Raw genomic sequence first — 24,479 nt, 5'->3', positions numbered from 1 at the left:
GTTGATCAGCGGATGAAGCGGACGATCGATTCCGCGACGGCGGCGGGCTTCTCCGACCCGTCGATCTCCACCGTGGTGGTCATGGTCGACTGCACCGCGCCGTCGAGCTGGTCGATCTTCGTCAGCTCCGCCCGGGCGCGGATCTTGGCGCCGACCTTCACCGGCGTGATGAAGCGAACCTTGTTGTAGCCGTAGTTGATCGCCATCGCGACGTTGCCGACCGTGTACAGCTGGTGCGAGAAGTGCGGCAGCAGCGACAACGTCAGCAAGCCGTGTGCAATCGTCCCGCCGAACGGACCGTTCGCGGCCTTCTCCGGGTCGACGTGGATCCACTGGTGGTCCTCGGTCGCATCGGCGAACAGGTTGACGCGATCCTGGGTGACTTCGAGCCACTCCGTTGGGCCGAGCTGGCTGCCCTCGGCCGCGATGAACTCGTCGAGGTCGCTGAACTTCTTCACTGGTTCTCCTTCGTACGGGCTAGAAGGTCCGGATTAAAATACGACGGTCTGGTTGCCGAATCGGATGATCCGGTCCTCACAGTGCCACAGCACCGCTCGGGACAGCACGACGCGTTCCACATCCGAGCCCAGGCGCACCAGATCGTCGACGCCGTGCCGGTGGTCCACCCGCACCACGTCCTGTTCGATGATCGGTCCCTCGTCGAGATCCTCGGTCACGTAGTGCGCCGTCGCGCCGACGAGCTTCACCCCGCGCTCCTTGGCCCGCCGATAGGGAGCAGCGCCGATGAATGCCGGCAGAAACGAGTGGTGGATGTTGATCAGCGGGCACCCGACTTCTGCGATGAACCGCGGGGTGAGGATCTGCATGTAACGCGCCAGCACCACGAGATCGACGTTGCCGCGCAACAAGTCGAGTTGGCGGTTCTCGGCCTCCTCGCGGATGTGCTTGGTCGCGGGCACATGAATGAACGGCACCGAGAACGGCCGCACCTGCTCGGCGAGGTCCGGATGGTTCGCGATCACCATCGCCACGGACATATCGAGCTCACCGCGACGGTTGCGCCACAGCAGATCCAACAGGCAGTGGTCTTCCTTCGAGGCCATGATCGCCACCCGTTTCGGTTTGGCCGCCTCGGTGAGCCGAAAGTCCATTCCGAACGGTTCGGCCACCTGCGCGGTGAAGTCACGTTCGAGATCGTCGCGGGCGGCGGTCAGGCCGGGCAGGTGAAAGATCGTGCGCTGCATGAAGGTTCCGCCCGACTGCTCGGTCGCGTGCTGGTCGAGCGAGACGATGTTGGCCCCCGCGTCGGCGAGGAACGCGCTGACGGCCGCAACGAGACCGGGTCGGTCCGCGCAGCGCAGCAGCAGCCGCCCCACATCCTTGACCGATACCGCGCCCGCCCCCGGACTCGGATACTCTCCCGCCACCCGTAACAGGGTGTCATCTGAGGACAGCGCGCGTGGTGAAACACCACGTCGGCACTACCGCGACGTCCGCGTGCAAGGCCGGACGCTCAGCAGAACCGTCATTCACTTGAGTCACCCCCACATCGGACAACTTAGTCAACTAGGTTTACTGTGTAGAGCGTCAGACAGACAGGGGACGACGATGGATCTCAAGTGGTCGGCGGCCGATACGGCGTTTCGTGACGAGGTGCGCAGCTTCCTCGACGAGAAGTTGACGCCGGAGCTGCGCCGCGCCGGTCGCCTCATGACCAGCGTGTACGCCGACCACGACGCGAGCATGCAGTGGCAACAGATCCTGCACGAACGCGGATGGGCCGCACCGGCCTGGCCGGTCGAGTACGGCGGCTGCGACTGGAGCCTGACCCAGCACTACATCTTCAGCCGGGAGTCCACCCTCGCGGGTGCGCCCTCGCTGTCGCCGATGGGCATCCGGATGGTGGCCCACGCCCTGATCAAGTTCGGGACGGACGCCCAGAAAGACTTCTTCCTGCCCCGCATCCTCACCGGTGAGGTGTTCTTCTGCCAGGGCTATTCCGAACCGGAGGCGGGCTCCGATCTGGCGGCGCTGTCGATGGCGGCGGTCATCGACGAATCGGCTGGTGACCTCATTTGCACCGGCAGCAAGATCTGGACGACGCACGCCCGCGAAGCGAACTGGATGTTCGCGCTGGTGCGGACGTCGAGAACGCAGAAGAAACAGCAGGGCATCACGTTCGTGCTCATCGACATGGCCACCCCGGGCATCGAGATCCGCCCCCTGGTGATGACATCCGGCGAGGAAGTGCAGAACCAGGTCTTCTTCGACGAGGTGCGCGTGCCCAAGGCCAACGTGCTCGGCGAGATCGACGACGGGTGGACCGTCGCGAAATACCTTTTGGAGTTCGAGCGTGGCGGTGGTGCGTCCTCACCGGCACTGCAGGTGATGGCCCAGGAGATCGCCACGGTGGCGTCCGGCGAGCCCGGACCGGGCGGCGGCCGACTGATCGACGACCCCGCCTTCACCCGCAAGCTGGCCGACGCGCGGATACGCACCGAGGTTCTCGAAATCCTCGAGTACCGCGTGCTCGCGGCGGTGGCGCAGGGCAAGAATCCCGGCGCGGCCTCGTCGATGCTCAAGGTGCTGGCGACCGAGTTGAGCCAGGCGATCACCGAGCTCGCCATGGAGGCCGCGGGCCCTCGCGGCCGGGTATACCAGCCACATGCCACCTGCCCCGGCGGGCCGATCGCCGAGTTCGAGCCGCCGTCGGACGGTTATCTGAGCGGCGAGCCCTGGCAGGCCGTCGCGCCGTTACGTTATTTCAACGATCGCGCGGGCTCGATCTACGCCGGCAGCAACGAGATTCAGCGCAACATTCTGGCCAAGTCCGCTCTCGGACTGTGATGGGGCATGAGATGGACTTCAACCTGAGCAAGGAACAGGAACTGCTGCGCGACGGCTTGAGCAAGTTCCTCGCGAGCCGATACGACCTCGAGAGCAGCCGTGCGGCGGCCAAGTCGGGTGCCGGTTGGCAGCCCGAGATCTGGGCCGGCTTCGCCACGGAGCTCGGCATCCTCGGCGCGGCGCTGCCCGAGGACGTCGGCGGAATCGGGGGCGGCCCGGTCGAGGTGATGGTCATCGCCGAAGCCCTCGGGCATGCGTTGGTGGTCGAGCCGTACGTCGACACGGCGGTGGTGGCCGGCGGTCTGCTGCATCGCGCCGGCGGTGAGCTGGCCTCGACGCTGCTGGAGCGGATCGTCGACGGAACGGCCATCGTTGCGCTCGCGGCGACCGAGGAGGCCTCCGGGCACAACTGGGCGGAGGTGGCAACCAGAGCGGAACGGGACGGCGACGAGTGGGTGCTGCGGGGGTCGAAGATCGTCGCCGCCAGCGCGCCCCTGGCCACCCATCTGTTGATCACCGCGCGCACCGCCAACGGAATCTCGCTGTTCGCAGTGGATCTCGAATCGGCGGGAGACGCGATCGAGCCTCACCATTACCGGACGATCGACGATCGCCGGGCGTCGGACCTCACCTTCGACGGCCTGCGGCTTCCGGGCAACGCGCTGCTCGGCGCGGAAGGACGGGCGTGGCCGTCGCTGGAGCAGGCACGTGACGAGGGCGCCGCCGCGGTGTGCTCAGAAGCGGTCGGATGTATGCGGAAAGTGCTGGCCGACACCGTCGAGTACGCCAAGCAACGCCAGCAGTTCGGCCAGCCGATCGGCAGCTTCCAGGCGCTGCAGCATCGCATGGTCGACATGTACATGGAGCTCGAGCAGGCAGTGTCGGCCGCTTACCTGGCCGTACTCAACCTCGAGGCCGAGCCCGATGTTCGGGCACGCGCGGTGTCGGCGGCCAAGGCGACCGTCGGGCGGGCCGCACGGTTCATCGGGCAGCAGTCCGTTCAGCTGCACGGCGGGATGGGCATGACCGAAGAACTCGCGATCGGTCATTACTTCAAACGGCTCACCGCGCTCCAGTACGAATTCGGCACCACCGACTATCACCTCACGCGTTACGCGCAACTGACCCGCTCATAGCGTTCGCGGGAGTTGATGCGGCTAGGCGCGCGCAACGGCTTCAGCGGCGCGCCGTAATCAAAGACCGGGACCAAAGCCCCTGTTGACGGGGGCGGCTCGCGACGTAACGTCGAACCAGTACCGCGGGGTCGCGAAGGAGGCCACCATGACTGACGGTCCGACCGGAATTCTCGTTGGTGTCGACGGCTCGCCCGATTCGGAAGCCGCGATCCGATGGGCCACCCACGAAGCCCTCATGCGCGACCAGCCGATCCGGCTGTTACACGCGATCACCCCGGTCGTGGTGACGTGGCCCGTGGCATATCTGGAAACGAGCTACGTCGATGCGATGGAAGCGAACGGACGCGACGTTCTCGACCAGGCGCAGAAGGTCGTGCAGGCGGCGGCTGGTGACAACGCGCCGCCGACCATCGAAACGCAAGTGGTGCACGCCGCGGCGCCACCGGCACTTGTCGACGCCTCGCGCGACGCATACATGACCGTGTCGGGCAGCCGGGGCCTCGGCGCCATCGGCCGGGTCTTTCTCGGATCGGTCAGCAGTGGCCTGTTGCATCACGGACATGGTCCGGTGGTGATCCTGGGTGGCTCAACCGCCCGGACCGGCGATCACACCTCTCCCGTGTTGCTCGGGGTCGACGGGTCGCCGTCCTCGGAGGAAGCCACAGCGCTGGCCTTCGACGCGGCATCAAGGCGCGGTGTCGGGCTCGTCGCCCTGCACGCGTGGAGCGATGCCGGCTTCCCCGCCATCGAAAGCGACTGGGAACGCTACGAGGGCGAAGGCCATCGCATCCTCGCCGAACGCCTTGCGGGCTGGCAGGAACGGTATCCGGACGTGCAGGTGCAGCGCCGGATCGTCGGCGACGACCCCGCACGCCGGCTCGTCGAGTCGTCAGAGCAGGCGCAACTCGTCGTCATCGGCAGCCGCGGCCGCGGCGGATTCGCGAGCCTTGTGCTCGGCTCCGTGGCAGCCAAGGTGGCACAGGCCGCCAAGGCGCCGGTGATCGTCGTCCGGCCGCGGTGACGCCCTGGTTCACAGCCTCGCGTCAAGCGTTGAGCTGGAGTTCGACATAGGCGGTGACGACGTCGGTCAGCGCCCTTAACTCCCGGCCGACGTCGACCGGTTCCTCGACCGCCATCTTGGCCACCATCGCACCCATCAACGTGGTCCAGATGAGATTGCCCACCGCGTCGGCGTGCCTCTTGTCGAGGCCCTCGCCGACGAAGCGGCCGAGCCGGGTCAGCGTGGAGAACAACTCGACCAGATGACGCTGGTCCACGTCGGCGCGACCGGTCCGGGTCGCGATCAGGATCTCCAGCGCCGCAATCGATGTCGGGCTCAGGAACGCGTCGGCGACGGCGTTGATCACCAGTTCGGTGCGCGCACGCCCGGAGTGCTCGCCGAGTTTCGCTTGGACGTCATGCAGACAAGACGTCAGTTGGCCGAAACCCTCGTCGACGACGGCCATCAACAAGCCGTCGCGATCACCGAAGTGGTACTGGATCACGCCCCACGTCACACCTGCGCGTTCGGTGATGTGTTTGGCGCTCGCCGCGCCGAAGCCCTCTTCGAGGATGCAGCGGACCGTCTCGTCGATGACCATTGCGCGCGTTCGTTCCGCGCGTACCTGCTTGCCGTTCGCCGGACGGCGCGGCGCGACGTTGGCGCCCTGGGGCATGCGCTATCTCTTGAATCGTCCGGCGAACCCGCGCAGCGGCAGGTCGGCGCTGGTGATCAGCCCCGGCGGTGCTGCGACCACCGACCGGATCGCATGCAGCGCAGGCATTCCCGTGACCGTCATGCCGATGGAGGCGAAGGCCTCGGGGTTGGACAGGTCCACACCGGGCTTCGGGAAGATCATGTGCTTGTTGTACACGCACGGATCGCCCTTGATCTGGGTGATGTAGCAACCCTTGATGTCCCAGTGCGGATCGGTGTGCGGTGTCATCTGCCATTCGAGATGGGTCTCCACCCTCGGCACGCCGTCGACCATGCCCTGGTACTTGATGTAGTTGCCGCCCAACGACCCCTTCGGCAGCTGGTACCAGCCGAGGTCGACATCCTTTGTGCAGGCGCCTAATTCGTAGCTGAACTTGACCTCGTCGAGGCGCAGGTCGAAGCAGTCGGCCATCATCAGCACGCTGTCGGCGAAGACGCGGGTGTACTTCTCCAGCTTCGCGGGGATCTCGGGGTCGTCCACGGGTTGGCCGTAGCCGACCTCGATCCAGGTGTCCTTCGAATGGTGACACGACACGTCGACCGACTCGATGGTTGTGACGTTCTCGATCTCGGCCACGTCGGCCGAACACACCACGCCGAGAATCTGGTTCAGCCCAGGATTCATGCCGGTGCCGTAGAACGTCGAACCGCCTCTGCGGCAGGCCTCGTCGAGTAACTGGGACACGGGTTTGCCCGACGGATGCGGATGGTTGGTGTCGCGGTGCCAACCGGTGATCCAGTCCGCCGTCGTGACGATGTTGATCCCCGCCTCGAGAACCCTGACGTAGAGGTCTTCGTCCGGAAAGACGCCGTGAAACGTCAGCACATCGGGTTTGGCGGCGATGATCTCCTCGACGGTCCCGGTGGCGGTCACGCCGACCGGGCCGATGCCCACGATGTCGCCGGCGTCACGACCGATTTTCTCGTGCGTGTAGCAGTGCAGCCCGACGAGCTCGAGATCCGGATGCTCGCCGATCCGCTTGATCATCTCGGTCCCGAGGTTTCCTGTCGCGACCTGAAATACACGTATCGGTCGTGCGGGCGGTGTGGTCATTCGGCTCGGCCTTTCTCGGACTTCGTTGTCGGACGGGAGAATTCGAGGTCCGCATCTTTCTCGCTCCTCGCGTGCGCAGCGCCGTTACCGCCGCGGCCGTCGGGATAGAACTGTGCCGCCCACTTGCGCAGCGCGGTGAAGCCCTCGTACTCGGCAGTCGCGAGTGCGGGCGGGTCGGAGTAGCGCTGGTGCGACCAGATGTGCACGTCCTGGGTGAACTGGCGAATGACTTCAGCACCGAAGTCGGCGGCCTTGGCCTCGGCCCGTTGATCGTCGCGACCGGGGGTACGGCCGATGTACACCATGAAGCGGACGTCGGACGTGCGGTCGTCGACGGGCGTGATCGCCGAGATCGTGCGGTTGTCCACCATCCCCCAGCTTTTCGTCACGGCGATGCCGAGCCCACCGTTGATGGCCTCCACGCCGCTTCTCACGTCCTCGATCGACTGGGTGTCGTCACCTTCGAAGGTGATCGTGAAATCGACATACGACCAGGGGTCGGCGAAATCGTGGCGGGTGAACACCGGGATGATCGGCGTCTTGTGCACGAACTTGAAGTGCGCGAAATCGACGCCGTTCTCGAGCACGTACTGCGGGTGCAGTTCGAGTCGCTCACGGTGCAGGGTCATCGGAGGGTAGTAGTCAGCGGCACTGCTGCCGTCGTTGAAACCGGCGAAGACGTCCGGCGCGTCGAAGTAGGGCTCGCGGCCGTCGACGTCGTGCCAGATATAGATCGAGTCGTTGCGTTCGGCGACGGGATAGCTGCGGATACGACGGCCGCGGTTCGGGCGGTCCTGATACGGGATGCAGACGTTGCGGCCGTCCTTGTTCCACTGCCAGCCGTGGAACGGGCATTCGATGACTTCGCCCTCCACGTGTCCGCCGTAACCCAGGTGGGCGCCGAGATGTTCGCAGTACGCGTCCATGACGACCGCTTCGCCGGATGTCGTCCGCCAGCCGACCATCTCGCGGTCGAAATAGGTCATCCGTCGGACGTCGCCGGGCTTGATATCGGCCGACCACGCCACTTGGAACCATCCGGTCGGCTTCATCGACAGGGGTGGCTTGGCCATCGATGTCCTTTCCCGGCTGCGCCGACGTTCGGGTGCGATCGGGACAAATCATAGAGCACTCAATGTAAATATCGCCAGGGCGATTTCGTCCGGGCGTCGGCGTGACCCCAGAATGACTTCGTGGCCAACCGAATCCAGGCGCTCCTCGGCGTCGACTTTCCCGTCGTGCAGGCGCCGATGACCTACATCGCACGCGCCGAACTCGCTGCGGCGGTCTCGGAGGCCGGCGGCCTCGGCATGGTCGAGACGCTGACCGACGGAGGGCGCGCGGATCTGGTCAAGGTGCGCGACCTCACCGACAAGCCCGTGGCCGCCAACCTGATGATCCAGGGCTGGAAGGCCGATCCGTCGATCGTCGACACGCTTGCCGCGGCCGGGGTGAGGCATGTCTTCACCTCGGCGGGCGATCCGGCGTTGTTCACCGAACGCCTGCACGACGCCGGGATGACGGTCGTCCATGTCGTCGGTTCACTCAAGGGCGCTCGGAAGGCCGCCGATGCCGGCGTCGACGCGTTGGTGGTCGAGGGCGTCGAAGGCGGCGGATTCAAATCGTTGCTCGGTGCATCGACCATGGTGTTGCTTCCCCTGGTCGCCGAGAACGTCGACCTGCCGATCATCGCGGCGGGCGGAATGTGCGACGCGCGATCGGCCGCGGCCGCGCTGGTGCTCGGCGCCGAGGGCGTCCAGATGGGGACGAGGATGCTGGCCAGTATCGAATCCGCCGTGCACGCGAACTTCAAGGATGCGATCGTCACCGCCGACGACGCCGGGACGGTGCTGCTCGACCTTCCGGGCAACCCGACGATGCGGGTGTTGCGCACGGGGCTGGCCGCGCGGGTCGCGGCCCACGACCCGAACGCCCGACTGTTGAACAAGATCACCGAGTTGTACTTCGACGGCGATATGGACGCCAGCGTTGCCAACACCGGTCAGGTCTCATCGCGAATCCGCGACCTGTTGCCGGTCGAGGAGATAGTGCGGCGGACGTGGACCGAGATCGAAGCCGCGTTGGCGGCCGCAGGTTCGCGGGCCTAGGCGACGGGTTCGAGCGGGCGCTTCGACCGCGACGCGTCCGGACACACGGCGCGCTTGGTTCGCGGTCCCCGGGCGCGCTGGCGCAGAGCGACAAGTGTCCCCGAGCGGACGACGCCGAGCGGACCGGGCCCGGCGAACCGCGCGATACCCGAGGCGCGCAGCGCCAGACCTGCTTTGGCTTGCCGGTAGCCCACGCGTACGCCCGCCGCGGCGATCACGAGCAAGGCGCCGACGCCCGGCAACGCGACCGCCGCCAGCGCCGTCAGTGACGCCGGAACGAGGACCGCTTCGATGACGTGCTCGAAGATCGACTGCGCACCCGATGGGGCGCCGGTCGTCAGCGGCACAGTGCCCGAAACCGACAGCGGTTCGCTGAGACCGGTGGCGGCCACCGTCCCCAGCGCCGGTTGCGGGGCCATGGTGCCGAACAGCGAGGTGCTCGGTGCGGGAGCCACCGCTTGCGGTACCTGCCCCGGACGCGGTCCGAACAGCGGCGCGTCGGCCGGGGTGTGCGCGCGGACCGGGTTGAGCGCGCCGCTGCTCCCGATCAGCGGTCGGTCCGGAAGATTTCCGGAGGGCATCCCCAACATGGCCACGAAATCACTGGGCACCCGGGTGATCGCACCGGCCACCGTCGTCAGCATCTCCTGCACAGATGCGATGGCATCCGTGATCGGCGTCTTCGACGTCTGTAGCGCGCTGAGCGTTCCGGGTACCGAGTTCAGCACGTCGGCAAACGTGTTGACCATGTTGGTGACCGGGCCGAACGGCTGGGAAAGGGGCGCCGACTGCCCGACCGGCGGGGCCGGGGGTGCCGTCGGGGCCACGGACGGATTCGCGGCCGGTGTCGTCGCCGCGGCTGGGACCGATGACGAGTCATCCGCCGCGTCGTCCGCGGCCACTGTCGGCACCGGAGCCTCGGTGCTCGGCGCCGCCGCAGTGGTCTCCTCCACGTCGACTGACGTGGTGGGCTCCGGATCGGTCGAGAGTGGCTCGAGGTTTTCGTCGGTCTCGGTGCCTTCTTGCTCATCGTCGACGCCGGCGGAGGTGGTGGTCTGATCCTCAGACGATCCGCTCTGCCCGGTCGTGGAGAGCCGCGTGGTGGAGTTTGTGGTCTTTGTGGTCGAGTTGGAGTTGCTCAGCGTTCCGCCCGGATCGGACTTCGACTCGGCGTTCGTCGCGCTTGCGGCGCCTCCGGCAGTTCCACTGGATGCGCCGGCAGTTCCACTGGACGCGCCGGCGCCCTGGCTGGATCCCGCGCCACCGCCGCCCGCGCCGTCACCCGAATCGGAGTCCGCAGCGGCGATCGCGCCGCCGACGCTGAAAAACAGCCCGGCAGCGAGTACGCAGACACCCGCCGTAATGCGCAAAGGTGACGTAGGAATGGCCGCCTCCGTCCAAAAAGAGCCCTCGTACGGAGGGTCTCGAAGGAGATTGTCGCATAAAAGCGGCTCAGCAATACAGAGTTAACAATGAGCTAGGCGAACGGCTCGGTGATCAAGTTTGCCCGCTGCGCGAACCGCACGGAACTGTCGTCGTTCTAAGCGGACAGTACAAACAGCCCGACCGCTGTCGCGCGCTGACAGACTGTCGAGGAATCGATGACGCCGTGTCGTCGTCGCTGTGTCAGGTCCAGGCGTTCAGCAGCCCGGTTATGCGGGCCGCATACTCGCGTGAAGATGAAGGAGCCGAGCATGCCAGATTACGACTACGAAGAAATGAAGCGGGAAGCCGAACAGCACATTCGGTTCGAGAAAGATCGCAAGAACCGGATCGCGTACATCACCTTCAATCGCCCGGAGGCTCAGAACTCGACCACGATGGGCATGCGCCAGCTCTACGCCGACATGATCCACAAATGCAATGTCGACGACGATGTCAAGGTCGTGGTAATTCGCGGCGAAGGCGAGGATTTCGGCAGCGGCGGAGACCTCCCCGAGCAACGCGACATGTTGGAAAACCCCGGCATGCCCCTGCTGCACGAACTCGCGATCAACGACGACGATGTCAAGTACCCGCCAGGCGGCTCCTACCGATACCTGTCGACGGTGACCGACTTCTACGCCAAGGCACGCGCGGGCAACCGACCGCTACAGGAGCTCCGCAAGATCAGCATCATCGAGGCGAAGGGGTACTGCTACGGCTGGCACTTCTATCAGGCGGGCGACGCTGATCTGGTGATCTCTTCCGACGACGCGCTGTTCGGCCATCCGGCCTTCCGCTACGTCGGCTGGGGACCGCGGCTGTGGTGGTGGGCCGAGACGATGGGCCTGCGCAAGTTCTCCGAGATGCTGTTCACGGGTCGGCCGTTCAGCGCGCAGGAGATGTATGACTGCGGCTTTCTCAACAGCGTCGTGCCCAGGGACAGGCTCGAAGCCGAAACCGAGAAGTACGCGTTGGCCTGCTCGAAGTCCCGCCCGACCGACACCGTCGCGGTGCAGAAGACCTTCCTGGAGCTCTACAAGCAGCACAAGGGCGAGTACTTCGGCAGCCTGCTGACCGGCATGGTCGAGGGCATGTTGCCGCTCATCCAGAACGATCAGCAAAACGACGTCGACCTCACCGAGGGCACCTTCGAAAAGGGGCTCAACAACGTGGTCAAGGACAACGACCAGAACTACCCGCCCGAGTGGCGGCTGAGCCGGTCCGGACGCAACAAGCCCTGAACACGGCCATCGGTTCTCCCGGCCGCCGATTGTCGGGTTGACGCCCGGTCCTGTCGCTCGGAGCGTCGGACAACCCAACACTCGCCACTTGTTCAGGGCACCGCGGGGCGTGACGATGGTGCGATGCCCGGCGCCCGCGTCCTCGTCCTGGGTTCGGGCTTCGCGGGCCTGTGGGCGGCGCTGGCAGCGGCGCGGCGACTCGACGAACTCGGAGCCACTGGGGTCGACGTCACCGTCGTCAGCCCGCAGCCGTATCACGACATCCGGGTACGCAACTACGAGGCGGACCTGAGCGAGTGCCGGCTCCCGCTGTCCGATTTGTTGGATCCCGTGGGAGTCGGTCACATCGCGGCCGAGGTGGTCGGAATTGATGCGTCGACCGCGACGGTGAGCACCGCCGACGGTGCTGCCCTCGGTTATGACCGCGTGGTGTTGGCGACCGGCAGCCGCGTCGTCAAGCCCGACATTCCCGGGTTGGCCCGGTTCGGGTTCGACGTCGACACTTACGACGCGGCAGCACGGCTGCAGAGCCATATCCGCGGTCTCCGACCGGAGGATGCCGCATCGGCGACCGCCGTCGTCGTCGGCGCCGGCCTCACCGGCATCGAAACCGCCAGCGAGTTGCCCGCGATGCTGACCGCTGCCATCGGCTCCGGGGTGAGGCCGCGGGTGCTCCTCGTCGATCACAACCCGCGCGTCGGGTCGGATATGGGCGACTCGGCCCGGCCGGTGATCGAAAAGGCGTTAGCGGACAACGAGATTGAAGCGCTAACCGGGGTTCGCGTCTTCGAGGTCGGACCGCGAAGCGTCACGCTGTCGACGGGTGAAGTGGTCGAAGCGGCCACGGTGATCTGGTGCGCCGGGATGCGGGCCAATCCGCTGACCGGACAATTGGGCGTGGCGCGCGACCGGTTCGGACGGCTGCCGGTAGACGACTATCTGGGGGTCGTGGGCGTCGGCGGTGTGTTCGCTGCAGGCGACGTCGCCGCAGCGCGCATGGATGACGAGCACATGTCGGTGATGTCGTGTCAGCACGGCAGGCCGATGGGTCGCTATGCGGGGTACAACGTGATCAGCGACCTGTTGGGCGAACCGATGTTGGCGCTTCGGATTCCCTGGTATGTCACGGTTCTCGATCTTGGGCCGGCGGGCGCGGTGTACACGGAGGGCTGGGACCGCCGGGTGGTCAGCACCGGCGCCGCGGCGAAGGCGACCAAGCGAATCATCAACGGCGAGCGCATCTATCCCCCGCTGAGCGGTGACCGTGACGCGCTGCTTGCTGCAGCGGCGCCGGAGTTGCAGTCGGCGCCGGCCTATGAGCAGTGACTATTTGCCGGTGCGCTCGCGGTGTTTGCAGCCCGGCCAACAGCATGGGCGGCGCTTGCCTTCTTCGAGTTCTTCCTGGGTGCGACGGATGCGCCGCTCGCGCGTCTTGTCTTGCTTGGCGTCCTCGACCCAGCAGATGAACTCGTTGCGCGCCAGCGGCGTGATGTCGTTCCACGCGGCGAGCGCGGTGTCGTTGCCGAGCAATGCCTTACGCAGATCCGCCGGCAGTTCGTGCACCACGCCGCCGGAAACTCGCGAGCTACCCATGGGGGCAGGATAACGAGCCACGAGGGCACCCTTGCGCGGCGCCCGGCTATGAGCGCTTCGCACCCGCCTCGTCAACGCTGGTGGAGGCGTTACGCACTCTCATGTCGAGCGCCCAGGAGCGATCCCACTGGTCCACCACAACGACTTCTTCAACCGGCTTTCGCCGTACTTTGTGATGGCTCCCGCGCGGCCACCCAGCTGTGACCAGCGTGGCGATTCGCCACTCTTCGGGAATGCCGACCAGCGCGCGTAGTTCCGACTCACAGGACTCGTGCCACAGGGTGACTGCCGCACCGAGGCCGACCGCTCGGGCGGCAAGTAAGAAATTCTGCACCGCGGGAAAGATGGAGGCGCCCTGCTGAAGGTCGCCCGTCCCCTGTTGTGGCTTGATGCAGAACAGGATGCACACCGGAGCGTCGCCGCCGACACGGGTGTGTTCCCATACAGCTCGCAAGCCCCGCGATTTGGGGTCCGCAGCATCTTCCGACGGGACTTCGAGCTTGTAGAAGGCAACCATCGCCTCCCATGCCCGGCGTGCGCCTTCGGATACTGCCGCGCGTGTTTCGGGTGATCTCAGGACGACGAACCGCCAGGGTTGCTGATTCGCGCCAGAAGGCGCCCACGTCGCCGCGGTCAAGCAGCGCTGCAGCACCGCGTCGTCCACTGGGTCCTGCCGGTATCTGCGTACAGACGACGCGCTCGCCATCACTGTCCAGAGGTCGGATGCCGTCATACGGGCGCTACTTTGTCGGCGGTTCGCCGAAGCACGCCTTGCCACGTTCCGCCGCGCACCGGTCCGGTGACCAACGGCAGGTCGAGTGTTGACAGCGCCCCCGGAGGTGCGGCAAGCACGGCGGGGATGGCATTGAGTTCGCGCATCACCGTCGCATAAGTCAAGCCGCGCATGTTGTTTCCGCGACCGTGCATCTCAATGTCGATCGTGTAGGTGGGCAGACCGTCGACGATGACGCGGTATCCCCCATGTGGGGACGGATGTCGCGGCCAGTCCGGCGCCGAACCTTCGCCCATCCGGGTGATGTGCTCGAGTACCACGCGTTCTTCGCTCTCCACCATGCCCGCCAGTTTGAACCGCATCCCGCCCATCGTGCCGGGCTCGATCCATCCCGAGGCGACCTCGTAACGCTCCGTGGCCAGCCACTTCTCGATGGTCGTCTCGACGCGATCGAGCGGCAGGCCGACGCCGTCGGCCACCAGATGCACGGTCGGCGCCCACAACGCCGCGAGCCGCTCGGTGTCGAAAAGCGGGGCGCTATGGTTCGGCGGATGGCCGAAACCCATGAAGTCGAACATGATGTCCGGCTGATTGATCGGACCGTAGTCGAGGATCTCGAGCATGGTGATCGTGTCGACGCGGCTGCTGAATCCGGTCATGGTCAGCGCGATGACGTCGTTCGCCCACCCGGGGTCGACGCCGCTGTTGAAGAAGCTGGTGCGGCCTTCCTCGCACGCTGACGCAATGAGGTCGGCCGTCTCCTTGTCGGCCGCGGGCGGATAGCACATCGGCACCAGCGACGTGGTGACCACGTTCTTCCCGGCTCGTAGGCACCGTGCGATGTCGTGCGCCGCTTCGCGATAGCGGTAGTCCCCCGAAGCAAAATAGGCCACGACGTCCGCGTCGAGCGCCAATGCAGCCTCGATGTCCCGGCTCGCCACGACGCCGGTATCGGGCATCCCGCAGAGTGCGCCGGCGTCCTTGCCGTCCTTGGCCTCGGCGTGCACGACGACGCCCACCAAGTCGAGTCCGGGATGCGCGATCAGCGCCCGTAGCGCGCCTACACCGACTTGACCGGGACCCCAAAGGATGACCCTCGGGTTACGTTGGCTGTCTGTCATGCACACCCTTCCCAGGCTGAGCCTCGAAGTGTGAGAACATACCTTCTCACCTACCGATAACACCATTACCACAGAGCGCGACGATGGAGGAGCCGATGACCGATTACCAGTTCTTGAAGTGGGAGACGTTCGACGACGGCCAGATCGTGCGGATCTCGCTGAACCGTCCGGAACAGCGCAACGCCCAGAACCGCGGCATGCTGGTCGAACTCGACGAGGCCTTCGCCAGAGCCGAAGCCGACGACACCGTCCGCGTCGTCATCCTCGCCGGCGAAGGGCCGATGTTCTCCTCCGGCCACGACATCGGCTCCAAACAGGCCCGCGCGGAGTTCACCCCCGGCCCAGGCCAGCACCCGACCGCGGCCATCAACGGTGGCACCCGGGAGGGTGCGGAGAAGATCATGCTGCAGGAATGGCATTACTTCTTCCAGAACAACCTGCGCTGGCGCAACCTGCGCAAGATCACGATCGCGCAGGTGCATGGCGACGTGTTCTCGGCGGGCCTGATGCTGATCTGGGCGTGCGACCTGATCGTCGGAAGTGAGGAGGTGCGCTTCGCCGACGTGGTCGGGACCCGGCTGGGGATGTGCGGCATGGAGTATTTCGGCCATCCGTGGGAGTTCGGTCCGCGTCGCACCAAGGAGCTGATGCTCACCGGCGACGCGATCGACATCGAGGAGGCCTACCGGCTTGGAATGGTGAGCAAGATCTTCAAGCGCGAAGAGTTGGCCGACCGCACACTCGAGATGGCTCGGCGCATCGCCACGGTCCCGACCATGGCGGCCCTACTCATCAAGGAATCGGTGAACCAGTCCGTGGACAACATGGGCTTCTACAACGCGCTGCAGTCCTGCTTCACACTGCACCAGCTGAACCATTCGCACTGGGTCGGGGTGCGCGACGACAAGCGCGCCACCGCCGGCGAGGAGCAGGGCGTGCCGAACTGGCGAACCGCTCCCCCGATCGCGCTGTCGGTCAAAGACCAGGTGCGCGCCGACGCGTGACAACCAGCCCGCCGTCGATCGCGGGTTACCGTCACACATTCGGGCGCGCAGGCGTGCATCACCCCCACAGTCACCGAAGGAAGGTCGGTTCAGCCGGCGACCGCTCCGTAGCGGGCATCCGCGACGCGGTCCAGCGCGACCGCCGGCTCGCCGTACACCATGGCCCAGCCTCGGACCCGGCGGTAGTACAGCTGGATGTCGCCTTCCATTCCGAAGCCGTAGCCACCGTGGATGTGCAGGCTGCGATGCGTGGCATCGCGCGCGGTCTCATAGGCGAATGCGAATGCCATTGCGGCCAATTCGGTCACGCGGTGCGGTTCGTCCGCGAAGGCGCATGCCGCCTTGAAGGCCAGCAGCCGCGCACCGTCGACCGCCGTGGCGGTGTCCGCCAGTGGATGTGACACAGCCTGGAAGGCGCCGATCGGAGTGCCGAACGCGTGCCGCTGTTTTGCATAGTCGACGCCCATTTCGACGGCCTTGCCGGCGGCACCCACCAGCGCCACGGCGGTCAGGGTGAGCCACAGGTCGATGGCGCCGGAGAACACGCGGCGGGCGGCCTCACCCTCGGCGAGGACCGTGGCGTCGTTGTGAATCGCCACGTCCGCCAGCGGTAACGACCCGAAGTTCTCGACACGATTGCGGTGCCGGGTCGCAACGGTGACGAGACGGCCGCCGACCAGCGCCACCACCGCATCGGCCACAGCCCCACCAGGTGCCAGGCCCAACACCCCGCCGTCGTAAACCCGTGGGGCGAAGCTGACGAGCTTGTCGCCCGACATCGCCTCCCGCACCAGCTCGCCAGCACCGCAGGCAGCCAGCACCCTAGCGGCGACTTGGGTCTCGATGACGGGAGCCGATGCGACCGCCCGACCGTATTGCTCGGCGATCAAAGCGAGCTCCAGCTCGGAAGCTCCCCAGCCGCCATCGCTTTCGGCCACGGCCATCTCGATGGCACCGGCCTCCACCAGCGCCTCCCACAACTTCGGGTCAAATCCCAGGGGCTCGGCGGCCCGCACCCGCTCAGATGTCGACTCGCGGGAGTACATCGCCGCGAAGGAATCGACCAGCTGCCGCTGCTCGCCCAACAGGCTCAGGTCCACCGCAGGTCCCCTCACATGCGAATATGGCTACTCTCAGTTTTGAGAGTAGCATTACCGCTCACGCCGACCGGCCGGCCCGTTCAGACAGATTGGTTCCTGCTCATGCACTTTCAGTCCGACACCGCGACCGAGGCCTTCCGCGAGAGCGTGCGCAGGCATCTCGACGAGGTACTGACTGCCGACTTCGAGGAGCGGATCTACCGCAGCGGCGTCGCGCACGACGACGACTTCGCCAAAGGTCTCGTCGAAAAGGGCTACTTCGCACCGAGTTGGCCCGCCGAGTTCGGCGGGCAGGACCGAAACGTGTGGGAAGAACAGGCACTGAACGAGGAACTTATGCGCTCGGATGCGCCCGTATACCTGTCCGAGACCACTCGCATGGTGGCGTCGATCATCCGGGAGATCGGCACACCTGCGATGAAGGAGCGCATCCTGCCGGGCGCCCTGGCCGGCGACATCACGATCGCGCTCGGCTTCACCGAACCGGAATGCGGATCGGACGTCGCCGCGGCCGCCACCAGGGCGGTGCGTGAGGGTGACGGTTGGGTCATCAACGGCTCCAAGATGTTCACCACGAACGGCCACATCGCCGACTATGTCTTCCTGCTCGCCCGTACGAGTCCCGACAAGCCGAAACACAAGGGGCTCACGATGTTTCTCGTACCGACCCGCTCCGAAGGCTTCGAAGCGCAAGCGGTGCGGACATTGTCCGGCGAACGCACGAACATCACGTTCTACAGCGATGTGCGCGTCGGCGACGAGTGGCGGATAGGCGATGTCGATGGCGGTTGGCAGGTGCTGGGGCTGTCGCTGCAAGACGAGCATGCGTCTGGATGGGGACCCCATATCGCCCGGCTTCTTGAACACGCCGAGGCATGGGCGTCGACGGCCGGGTCAGCCGACGGATCGCTCCCGATCACGAAATCCGATGTGCGACGGCGGATCGCACGTGTCGCGATGGAGCTGGAGGTGTCGATGCTGCTACAGCGGCGTTGCGTGTGGATGACCGACAATGGCCAAGCTCCAGTCGCCGAGGGGCCGATGTCGAAGGTGTTCTCCACCGAGTCGCTCGTGCGCGCCAGCCAGGACATCGTCGAACTCGTCGGCCCCGATGCGATGCGGTCTTACTTGGAGCCGACGGCGCCGGAGCGCGGCCGCTTCGAACACCTGCTGCGCTTCTCACTGGGCACCACGATCTATGCGGGCACCAGCGAGGTGCAACGCACCATCATCGCGCAGCGCGGCCTCGGCCTACCCCGTTAGATCCTTGGGCTTACGCGCGGCCCGCTTGCGCGGTGCGGCCTTGGCGGCGATGGCCTTCCTGGGGCTGCTTGCGGGCGGGGTCAGAGCTTGCAGGCACCATGCCCACAGCTGGTCCTCCGACAATTGGGCACCCTTGACGCCCAGGTGGAACACGCCGATCTGCGCGAGCGCGATGAGCGTCGAGTTCAACAGCGTGGTCAACTGCGCGGGAGTCATGTCCTTGCGGACCAGGCCGGCGCGAGAACACGATGTCAAAATCTTGGTCAACAGCTTCTGGTGCGGCTCCCAGATCTTCGCGAAGTCGGCGGGCCGTTCGATTTCCAAGCTGAGGTTGTAGATCGTCATGACGCGGCCACCGACCTTTTCCGAGGACTCGGCGCGAGACAGGAACCCCCGGCAGAACGCTTCGAGCTGTGCCATCGGTCCGTCGGCGGCGGCCGCTGAGACCTCGTGCCGGATGCCCTCGATGAACTGGCTGGTCGCGTTCTCGTAAAGCGCCAACAACAGTTCTTCCTTCCCCGCGAAATGCTGGTAGAAGGCACGCAGGCTCAGATTCGAGCGATCGATGAGCGTCTGGATCGTGAAGTCGGCGCGACCGGATTCCTCGACCAGTTCGAGCGCCGTGGCCAAAAACCTCGAGCTGCGAGCGAGCGCACGCGCCCGTGCTTGGCTGAGTCGCCGCTCGATGGTTCGTTCTTGCCAGCTGCTCGGCATCTCGAAGTCGGTATCGACGTCGACGAGTTCCAGCTCGGCGTCTGAGTCGCGGGCGGTGCGCTTCTTAGCAGTCATGATGTCTTGAGAATACTCGTTCCCAGCTTGATCTCCGTCATCTACCGACACGTGCATGTTGCCGTGGGCCCGCGGCGGCGCCGTCAGCACCAACCCGACCGGCGATGCAATCGCATCCCAACCCGCCGGCAGGACTCCATGCGGTACTGTGAAAACACTGATTCTCGATTGCGGAAACGTTTGTTTCGCGATTGGGTCGCAAGCCGTTCCCGAAGGAGTGCAGTGTTGAGCACAGACATCCTGATCGTCTCCCCGGACGACCACCTGGTCGAGCCCGCCGACCTGTGGACCAGCCGGTTACCCGAGCGCTACAGGGACACCGGACCGCGGATCGTCCGACACCGTGGACGGATGGATCCGACGGTCACCTCCGACGTCGCGTTCATCGAGGACGAGGAGGGCCGCGACGCCGACATCTGGCACTACGAGGATTCGATCATCCCGATCCCACTCATCAGCGCCGCTGCCGGATACGACCTCGACGAGCTCACCACCGATCCGATCACCTACGACGAGATGCGGCCGGGCTGCTACCGCCCTGCGGACCGGCTCGCGGACATGGACATCGCCGGTATCGGGGCGTCGGCCTGCTTCCCAAACACCCTGGTCCGGTTCTGCGGCCAGCGCTTCCTGTACGCCAGGGACAAGGACCTCGCCCTGCTCTGTGTGCAGGCCTACAACGACTTCCAGATCGACGAGTGGGGCGGCAGCTCGGACGGCCGGCTCATTCCGCTCGGCATCATTCCGCTCTGGGATGTCGAACTGGCCGTCAAGGAGGTCGAACGGGTTGCCGCCAAGGGCATGCCCGCCGTGTGCTTCTCGGAACTGCCGGCCCGGCTGGACCTGCCGTCCATCCACAGCGGCTATTGGGACCCGTTCTTCGCCGCCTGCGAGCGCAACGACGTCGGCATCATGCTGCACATCGGGTCGAGTTCGTCGCTGACGAAGTCCTCACCCGACTCCCCGCACGTCGTCACCAGCGCCCTGATGGCGGTCAACTGCACAATCGCCCTTGTCGACTGGCTGTTCTCGGCGAAGCTCAAGCAGTTCCCCAAGCTCAAGATCGCATTCGCCGAGGCGCAGGCGGGTTGGATCCCCTACTACCTGCAGCGCGTTGACGAGGTGTGGGAGGACCGGAGGGCGTGGGGCGGCATCCACCCGTTGCTGACCGAACCGCCGAGCACCCAAGTGCCCGGTCGGGTGTGGTTCTCGACGTTCGGTGACCCGGTCGCATTCCGCATCCTCGATCTCGTCGGCGAGGACCAGCTCATGTTCGAGACCGACTACCCGCACAACGACACCAACTGGCCGCACAGCATGGACGTCGCCAACAAGGCCACCGAGGGGCTGGACGAAGAGACCAAGCGGAAGGTGTTGTCCACCAACGCGAAGAACTTCTTCGGGCTCGCCTAATTTTTCCGCGAGCAGACGCAAATTTCCCATTTCTGCGGCGTGTCTGAGCCACTTTGCGTCTGCTCGCGCAGTTATCGCGCCTTCCAGTCGGGCTTGCGCTTCTCCAGGAATGCGCGCGGGCCCTCGATGGCGTCCTTGGTGAGCGCCACCTTCATTCGGTAGTTCTCGGCGAGAAGTTCGGCCTCGTAGATCGGTAGCGTCAGGCCCTTGCGCACAGCCATTCGCGAACCCCGCACCGCAAGGGGCGCATTGGAGTTCACGGTCTCGGCGATCTGCCAGGCTCGGTCCATCAGCGTGTCATGGGGCACCACTTCGGTGAACACGCCGAGGTCGTATGCGCGCTGCGCGTCGAGCTTTTCGTGCTTACCCATCAGAATCAACCGCATCGCCACGGGCAGCGGCAGGATGCGGGCGAGCCTGACCCCTTCACGCCCGGAGGTGACGCCGATGCTGACATGCGGGTCCATCAGCGTCGCGCGTTCGGACGCGATGGTGATGTCGGCGGTCGTGACCAAATCCATACCCGCCCCGCACGCGATGCCGTTGACCGCACAGATGATCGGCTTGGTCATCTGCAGCCAGGGTGGCGTCGCCTCCTGAGGTGCGTCCCATTGCCGCATCGAGCTGAGGACCGGCTCGCCCTGGTTGTCGATTCCAGGCGCGTTCTCCATATCGTGGTCGGCCGCCTTGTTGACGTCCGCCCCGACGCACAGTGCACGGCCGGAACCCGTCACGATGACGGTCCAGATGTCCTCTGAGCGTTCGATTTCGGCGTATACCTCGGCCAACTCGGCGATCATCTCGTCGTTGATCGCGTTGAGCACCTCGGGCCGGTTCAGGGTCACACAGGCGGTGTGCCCGGCTACCTCGAAGGTGATGGTGTCGTAGTTCGTCATCTCACTCCACTGCTGCGGCGTCGCGGGCGGTCGGGCGGATGCCCAGGATCTCGTGGAAGCGGTCGCAGTAGCGCGGCCACACTTCCGGATTGAGCAGCCGGGGCGGCATCCGCCCGGCGAAGATGTCTTGCCACTGCGTGGCGGTGGCAACCGCGATATCGCGAGCCGCTTCGACGGTGATGCCCGCGACATGCGGCGTGGCGACCACGTTGTCGAGCCGTAACAGCGGGTTGTCCTGCCGCGGCGGCTCCTCGTGGAACACGTCGAGTCCCGCTCCGCCGATCTCGCCGCTTACCAGGGCGTCGTAGAGTGCCGCTTCGTCGTGCACTGGGCCGCGTGCGGTCGTGATGAAGTATGCCGACGGCTTCATCGCGGAGAACTGCTTGGCCCCGAACAGGCCTCGCGTCTCGGCGGTCAACGGACAGGTGACCTGTACGAAGTCCGACCGTTCGACCAGTTCGGCAAGTCCGACCAGGGCCGCTCCCCTTCCGCGGGCCGTCGCTTCGTCGACATACGGATCGAAGGCCAGCACCTCCAAGCCGAACGGGGTGCACAACTGGATGAGCCGACCACCGATGGCGCCCAGCCCGACGACACCGAGCGTCTTGCCCAGCAGTTGGCTGCCGCGCAGCGCCAACCGGTCACCGAGCTGACCGTTGCGCAGCGCCCGGTCGGCCGCGGTGATCTTCTTGGCCAGGTCGAGCATCAAGCCCAGCGCGTGTTCGGCCACCGCCTCGGCACCGGGGCCGGAGTTGTTGCACACCGCGATCCCGGCGCGCGTGCACGCCTCGACGTCGATCACGTCGTAGCCGGCACCCGCCGAGCACACAGCGAGTAGCTGTCGGCAACGGTCCACCAGCGCCCGTCCGACCAGCCACCGCGCACCGTCCGCGATTGCGGCGACGTCGGTTCGGGTGGCGACCTGATACCCGTGGGCGGATTCCAGTGCCGCCCAACTTTGTTCATCGGGCGCGTCGAGATCGAGTTTGACGACCTCGACGTCACCGCCCGCCAAGATGTCCCCGGCGACCGGATCGGTCCATCTCTCGTAGACCAGCCGCGGCCGGGTCGTCATCGGTTGATTTTGGGTTTCGCCTGAGCCGCTTTGAACATGTCGGCCAGCGCGGGGTCCACGTTCTTGTAGTCGTTACGTGCGATCGTGCCGTCGCGCCCTGGTACGGGGTCGTAGCCCAGCCGCAGGTCCTTGTTCTCCATGTGGAAGTACTCCCGCCCGATGGGCAGGCGGCGGTCCTCGCGCGGCACTTCCATCCACGCCCGCAGGAAGCAACGTGCCTTCTTCGGATCGGTGCTGCTGACGAAGTCCGACCGCGAGTGGCACATCGCGAAGTTGTTGGCGACGGCCGCTTCACCGGATTCCAGCCTGAACTCGACCTGCTGTTCGACGAGGATGTTGCGCAGCAACTCGATGGCCTCGTTCTGTTCCGGGGTGAACTCGCGACCGAGTGTGTGCATCGCGGGCAGGACGCTGCTGTACGTGAAGTTGATGCAGATCCGACCGTCGATCTGGGAGAACACCGGTACGTCGTACGGGGTCACGTCCGGTTGATCGTCGGGTTGCTCGCTGCGCCGGTGATGCGGAAAGCCCTGATAGAGCACCGGGAGCAAATCGGGCCGCTCGTTGAGAAGCCGGTTGTGCGCGGCAGGCCCACTAGCGAACTGGCTCTCGCCACCGTCGGCGGCGGGGTACACGCAGAGCAGCGACAGGATGTCCGCCGCGTCGTTGTGCATCGCGAGCTCGGCCCTCGACTTCGTGCCGCGGGCGGGCTGGACTCCGTTGGGTAGCACCTCCTCCTGGACGCGCACCATGCGATGGCCGAAGGAGTTGTTCGACACGAGGTAGCCGAGGTGGGTGCAGAACGCCCAGTAGATGCGCTCGAGCTCCTCGATGGAGTGCTGCTCGACCGGGAATCCGCGCACGCACGCCAGGCCCTTACCGAACATCAGGTCCCTATACAGCCGGGCGAGGTCGCCGTCCAGGTCCGGATGCCGGGCATCTTCTGGCGTGATGTCGTCACGGTCTTTGTGCGCGGTCTTGGCCAGGATGGATTCCAGCGCGGCCACATTGCGCGACGACAGGTCGAAGGCAAAGTCCTCCTTGCTCGTGAAGTCGGCGCCGGTCCATGCCATCGGGTCGGTGACTTGCTCGGTGTAGATCGCAGTGGGCATCCGTCCTCCTGTTGTCGTGACGAGGCTTTCGGTTATCGGCGCGCCGTGCGACTTTCGAGCCCACGCAAAGCGTGTGCGCGGGCAGTGGCGGCCTCGGTCATCATCCCGACGTCGGTTCCCGCCGAGATGAATCTCAGACCCAGCCCTGCAAAGCGTTCCAGCAGGTCAAGGGACTTGATTCCAGCCACTCCCAGCGCCACACCATGTGCACGACAGGCCGCTGCGACCGAGTGTACTGCACGGTGGAAATGCTCATTCTCATATTGCCCGTGGATACCCATTTCCGCGGTGAGGTCGCTGGGCCCCAACAGGATCATGTCCACACCGTCGACGGCCGCGATCTGGTCGCACACCTCGACCGCGGCGGGGGTCTCGATCATCACCGCCACCACCGTGTGGCGCTCGACTTCGGCGATGAGTTCGGCGGCCGGGCGCGGCGCATATCCGCTCACCGCGTTGGGCCCGGAGATCGACCGGTGGCCGACGGGCGGGAACCGCGCGGCATCGACAACGGCCGCCGCCTCTTCAGCCGAGTTCACGTGTGGCACAAACACTCCCACCGCACCCGCGTCGAGGACGCGGGCGATGACGCTGCGGTCGTGCGACGGCACCCGCACGAGGCCGGGGATGCCTGCGCCGAGCGCGGCTACACACAACATTTCCGCCGTCTCGAGTGAGCATGAGGTGTGCTCCAGGTCGACATAGACGGCGTCGTATCCACAGGCCGCCGCGACCGCCGGGACGTCGGGCGTGCGCGCATTCTGCAGTGCGAGACACAACACCAGGCGCTCGCCACGCAATGCATCTCGTAGCGGTCCCGGCACCCACCCACGGTAACCGACTGAGAACGAGGATTCCACCATGTCGTTAACGCCGTTATCGTTGTGGTAA

The 24,479-nt window shown here is 65.8% G+C and carries 24 protein-coding genes; 9 read left to right on the top strand and 15 right to left on the bottom strand.

Annotated elements, in window-relative coordinates; translation table 11 throughout:
* Positions 1 to 5: 5 nt before the first annotated feature.
* Complete coding sequence (locus AU185_RS17140) at positions 6 to 458, bottom strand: MaoC family dehydratase (RefSeq protein WP_059100902.1); 453 nt, start codon at positions 456 to 458, stop codon at positions 6 to 8.
* Positions 459 to 491: 33 nt separating this feature from the next.
* On the bottom strand, positions 492 to 1,397 hold the full coding sequence (gene purU / locus AU185_RS17135; RefSeq protein ID WP_286143182.1) for a formyltetrahydrofolate deformylase: 906 nt from the start codon (positions 1,395 to 1,397) through the stop codon (positions 492 to 494).
* 172 nt (positions 1,398 to 1,569) lie between these two features.
* Here purU and AU185_RS17130 point away from each other — a divergent pair, with 172 nt between their 5' ends.
* The 3 genes from AU185_RS17130 (at position 1,570) to AU185_RS17120 (ending at position 4,965) form a co-directional block, all read left to right on the top strand.
* Entirely contained in the window at positions 1,570 to 2,808 is a 1,239-nt protein-coding gene (locus AU185_RS17130) for an acyl-CoA dehydrogenase family protein (RefSeq protein ID WP_059100904.1), read from the top strand.
* A gap of 11 nt (positions 2,809 to 2,819) precedes the next feature.
* On the top strand, positions 2,820 to 3,944 hold the full coding sequence (locus tag AU185_RS17125; protein WP_059100905.1) for an acyl-CoA dehydrogenase family protein: 1,125 nt from the start codon (positions 2,820 to 2,822) through the stop codon (positions 3,942 to 3,944).
* Positions 3,945 to 4,089: 145 nt separating this feature from the next.
* Positions 4,090 to 4,965 carry a universal stress protein gene (locus tag AU185_RS17120; protein WP_059100906.1) on the top strand — a complete coding sequence of 292 codons (876 nt, stop codon included), beginning with the start codon at positions 4,090 to 4,092 and terminating at the stop codon, positions 4,963 to 4,965.
* Positions 4,966 to 4,987: 22 nt separating this feature from the next.
* On the opposite strand, the gene AU185_RS17115 is transcribed toward AU185_RS17120, so the two are convergent.
* From AU185_RS17115 to AU185_RS17105, 3 genes are read right to left on the bottom strand one after another with little or no spacing between them, the layout of a single operon-like run.
* Positions 4,988 to 5,620 carry a TetR/AcrR family transcriptional regulator gene (locus AU185_RS17115; protein WP_059100907.1) on the bottom strand — a complete coding sequence of 211 codons (633 nt, stop codon included), beginning with the start codon at positions 5,618 to 5,620 and terminating at the stop codon, positions 4,988 to 4,990.
* A 3-nt stretch (positions 5,621 to 5,623) separates the two neighbouring features.
* On the bottom strand, positions 5,624 to 6,715 hold the full coding sequence (locus AU185_RS17110; RefSeq protein WP_059100908.1) for an NAD(P)H-dependent amine dehydrogenase family protein: 1,092 nt from the start codon (positions 6,713 to 6,715) through the stop codon (positions 5,624 to 5,626).
* Positions 6,712 to 7,788 (bottom strand): Rieske 2Fe-2S domain-containing protein, encoded by a 1,077-nt coding sequence (locus AU185_RS17105; RefSeq protein ID WP_059100909.1) that lies wholly within the window; start codon positions 7,786 to 7,788, stop codon positions 6,712 to 6,714. The genes AU185_RS17110 and AU185_RS17105 overlap by 4 nt, the downstream gene beginning before the upstream one ends.
* Positions 7,789 to 7,908: 120 nt before the next feature.
* On the opposite strand from AU185_RS17105, the gene AU185_RS17100 reads away from it, so the two are divergent.
* Positions 7,909 to 8,823 (top strand): NAD(P)H-dependent flavin oxidoreductase, encoded by a 915-nt coding sequence (locus tag AU185_RS17100; RefSeq protein ID WP_059100910.1) that lies wholly within the window; start codon positions 7,909 to 7,911, stop codon positions 8,821 to 8,823.
* Here AU185_RS17100 and AU185_RS17095 read toward each other — a convergent pair.
* The gene (locus tag AU185_RS17095; RefSeq protein ID WP_059100911.1) at positions 8,820 to 10,193 is read right to left on the bottom strand and encodes a hypothetical protein; all 1,374 of its coding nucleotides are present in this window, start codon (positions 10,191 to 10,193) and stop codon (positions 8,820 to 8,822) included. The two genes, AU185_RS17100 and AU185_RS17095, sit on opposite strands and share 4 nt — an antisense overlap.
* Positions 10,194 to 10,517: 324 nt before the next feature.
* On the opposite strand from AU185_RS17095, the gene AU185_RS17090 reads away from it, so the two are divergent.
* The gene (locus AU185_RS17090) at positions 10,518 to 11,489 is read left to right on the top strand and encodes an enoyl-CoA hydratase/isomerase family protein (RefSeq protein ID WP_059101132.1); all 972 of its coding nucleotides are present in this window, start codon (positions 10,518 to 10,520) and stop codon (positions 11,487 to 11,489) included.
* Positions 11,490 to 11,612: 123 nt separating this feature from the next.
* Positions 11,613 to 12,815, top strand: a complete 1,203-nt coding sequence (locus AU185_RS17085) for an NAD(P)/FAD-dependent oxidoreductase (protein ID WP_059100912.1) — start codon at positions 11,613 to 11,615, stop codon at positions 12,813 to 12,815.
* Here AU185_RS17085 and AU185_RS17080 read toward each other — a convergent pair whose 3' ends face one another.
* The 3 genes from AU185_RS17080 to AU185_RS17070 are packed head-to-tail and all read right to left on the bottom strand — an operon-like array spanning position 12,816 to position 14,936.
* Entirely contained in the window at positions 12,816 to 13,082 is a 267-nt protein-coding gene (locus AU185_RS17080; RefSeq protein ID WP_059100913.1) for a YdeI/OmpD-associated family protein, read from the bottom strand. It lies immediately after the preceding gene.
* A 46-nt stretch (positions 13,083 to 13,128) separates the two neighbouring features.
* On the bottom strand, positions 13,129 to 13,815 hold the full coding sequence (locus AU185_RS17075; protein WP_059100914.1) for a nitroreductase family protein: 687 nt from the start codon (positions 13,813 to 13,815) through the stop codon (positions 13,129 to 13,131).
* Positions 13,812 to 14,936, bottom strand: a complete 1,125-nt coding sequence (locus tag AU185_RS17070; RefSeq protein ID WP_059100915.1) for an NAD(P)H-dependent amine dehydrogenase family protein — start codon at positions 14,934 to 14,936, stop codon at positions 13,812 to 13,814. The genes AU185_RS17075 and AU185_RS17070 overlap by 4 nt, the downstream gene beginning before the upstream one ends.
* 95 nt (positions 14,937 to 15,031) lie before the next feature.
* On the opposite strand from AU185_RS17070, the gene AU185_RS17065 reads away from it, so the two are divergent.
* On the top strand, positions 15,032 to 15,940 hold the full coding sequence (locus AU185_RS17065) for an enoyl-CoA hydratase (RefSeq protein ID WP_059101133.1): 909 nt from the start codon (positions 15,032 to 15,034) through the stop codon (positions 15,938 to 15,940).
* Positions 15,941 to 16,029: 89 nt separating this feature from the next.
* Here AU185_RS17065 and AU185_RS17060 read toward each other — a convergent pair whose 3' ends face one another.
* A complete protein-coding gene (locus AU185_RS17060) occupies positions 16,030 to 17,040 on the bottom strand; it encodes an acyl-CoA dehydrogenase family protein (protein WP_059100916.1) in 1,011 nt (336 codons plus the stop codon).
* A 102-nt stretch (positions 17,041 to 17,142) separates the two neighbouring features.
* Here AU185_RS17060 and AU185_RS17055 point away from each other — a divergent pair, with 102 nt between their 5' ends.
* Positions 17,143 to 18,303 (top strand): acyl-CoA dehydrogenase family protein, encoded by a 1,161-nt coding sequence (locus AU185_RS17055; protein WP_059100917.1) that lies wholly within the window; start codon positions 17,143 to 17,145, stop codon positions 18,301 to 18,303.
* Here the strand turns inward: AU185_RS17055 and AU185_RS17050 are convergent.
* Entirely contained in the window at positions 18,292 to 19,092 is an 801-nt protein-coding gene (locus tag AU185_RS17050) for a TetR/AcrR family transcriptional regulator (protein ID WP_059101134.1), read from the bottom strand. The genes AU185_RS17055 and AU185_RS17050 overlap by 12 nt on opposite strands.
* Before the next feature lie 225 nt (positions 19,093 to 19,317).
* Between AU185_RS17050 and AU185_RS17045 the strand changes: the two genes are divergently transcribed.
* A complete protein-coding gene (locus tag AU185_RS17045) occupies positions 19,318 to 20,505 on the top strand; it encodes an amidohydrolase family protein (protein WP_059101135.1) in 1,188 nt (395 codons plus the stop codon).
* A gap of 71 nt (positions 20,506 to 20,576) precedes the next feature.
* Here the strand turns inward: AU185_RS17045 and AU185_RS17040 are convergent, their stop codons facing one another.
* From AU185_RS17040 to AU185_RS17025, 4 genes are read right to left on the bottom strand one after another with little or no spacing between them, the layout of a single operon-like run.
* Positions 20,577 to 21,401, bottom strand: coding sequence for an enoyl-CoA hydratase/isomerase family protein (locus tag AU185_RS17040; RefSeq protein WP_059100918.1), 825 nt, complete (start codon positions 21,399 to 21,401; stop codon positions 20,577 to 20,579).
* 1 nt (position 21,402) lies between these two features.
* A complete protein-coding gene (locus AU185_RS17035) occupies positions 21,403 to 22,476 on the bottom strand; it encodes a hydroxyacid dehydrogenase (RefSeq protein ID WP_059100919.1) in 1,074 nt (357 codons plus the stop codon).
* The gene (locus tag AU185_RS17030) at positions 22,473 to 23,588 is read right to left on the bottom strand and encodes a TauD/TfdA family dioxygenase (RefSeq protein WP_059100920.1); all 1,116 of its coding nucleotides are present in this window, start codon (positions 23,586 to 23,588) and stop codon (positions 22,473 to 22,475) included. Before AU185_RS17030 ends, AU185_RS17035 begins: the two co-directional genes overlap by 4 nt.
* A gap of 32 nt (positions 23,589 to 23,620) precedes the next feature.
* The gene (locus AU185_RS17025) at positions 23,621 to 24,451 is read right to left on the bottom strand and encodes an HpcH/HpaI aldolase family protein (RefSeq protein WP_172800327.1); all 831 of its coding nucleotides are present in this window, start codon (positions 24,449 to 24,451) and stop codon (positions 23,621 to 23,623) included.
* Positions 24,452 to 24,479: the final 28 nt, after the last annotated feature.

This window comes from Mycobacterium sp. GA-0227b, assembly GCF_001499855.1.
Taxonomy (GTDB): Bacteria; Actinomycetota; Actinomycetes; order Mycobacteriales; family Mycobacteriaceae; genus Mycobacterium.
This window is presented reverse-complemented; position numbering and strand designations above follow the sequence as displayed.

Excerpts from the sequence above, each read along its gene's own strand:
- AU185_RS17080 (WP_059100913.1), bottom strand. The coding sequence starts at position 13,082 with ATGGGTAGCTCGCGAGTTTCCGGCGGCGTGGTGCACGAACTGCCGGCG.
- AU185_RS17120 (WP_059100906.1), top strand. The coding sequence starts at position 4,090 with ATGACTGACGGTCCGACCGGAATTCTCGTTGGTGTCGACGGCTCGCCC.
- AU185_RS17110 (WP_059100908.1), bottom strand. The coding sequence starts at position 6,715 with ATGACCACACCGCCCGCACGACCGATACGTGTATTTCAGGTCGCGACA.
- AU185_RS17085 (WP_059100912.1), top strand. The coding sequence starts at position 11,613 with ATGCCCGGCGCCCGCGTCCTCGTCCTGGGTTCGGGCTTCGCGGGCCTG.
- AU185_RS17035 (WP_059100919.1), bottom strand. The coding sequence starts at position 22,476 with ATGACGACCCGGCCGCGGCTGGTCTACGAGAGATGGACCGATCCGGTC.
- AU185_RS17025 (WP_172800327.1), bottom strand. The coding sequence starts at position 24,451 with ATGGTGGAATCCTCGTTCTCAGTCGGTTACCGTGGGTGGGTGCCGGGA.
- AU185_RS17130 (WP_059100904.1), top strand. The coding sequence starts at position 1,570 with ATGGATCTCAAGTGGTCGGCGGCCGATACGGCGTTTCGTGACGAGGTG.
- AU185_RS17125 (WP_059100905.1), top strand. The coding sequence starts at position 2,820 with ATGGACTTCAACCTGAGCAAGGAACAGGAACTGCTGCGCGACGGCTTG.
- AU185_RS17115 (WP_059100907.1), bottom strand. The coding sequence starts at position 5,620 with ATGCCCCAGGGCGCCAACGTCGCGCCGCGCCGTCCGGCGAACGGCAAG.
- AU185_RS17090 (WP_059101132.1), top strand. The coding sequence starts at position 10,518 with ATGCCAGATTACGACTACGAAGAAATGAAGCGGGAAGCCGAACAGCAC.
- AU185_RS17055 (WP_059100917.1), top strand. The coding sequence starts at position 17,143 with ATGCACTTTCAGTCCGACACCGCGACCGAGGCCTTCCGCGAGAGCGTG.
- AU185_RS17050 (WP_059101134.1), bottom strand. The coding sequence starts at position 19,092 with ATGACTGCTAAGAAGCGCACCGCCCGCGACTCAGACGCCGAGCTGGAA.
- AU185_RS17030 (WP_059100920.1), bottom strand. The coding sequence starts at position 23,588 with ATGCCCACTGCGATCTACACCGAGCAAGTCACCGACCCGATGGCATGG.
- AU185_RS17105 (WP_059100909.1), bottom strand. The coding sequence starts at position 7,788 with ATGGCCAAGCCACCCCTGTCGATGAAGCCGACCGGATGGTTCCAAGTG.
- AU185_RS17065 (WP_059101133.1), top strand. The coding sequence starts at position 15,032 with ATGACCGATTACCAGTTCTTGAAGTGGGAGACGTTCGACGACGGCCAG.
- AU185_RS17075 (WP_059100914.1), bottom strand. The coding sequence starts at position 13,815 with ATGACGGCATCCGACCTCTGGACAGTGATGGCGAGCGCGTCGTCTGTA.
- AU185_RS17040 (WP_059100918.1), bottom strand. The coding sequence starts at position 21,401 with ATGACGAACTACGACACCATCACCTTCGAGGTAGCCGGGCACACCGCC.
- AU185_RS17070 (WP_059100915.1), bottom strand. The coding sequence starts at position 14,936 with ATGACAGACAGCCAACGTAACCCGAGGGTCATCCTTTGGGGTCCCGGT.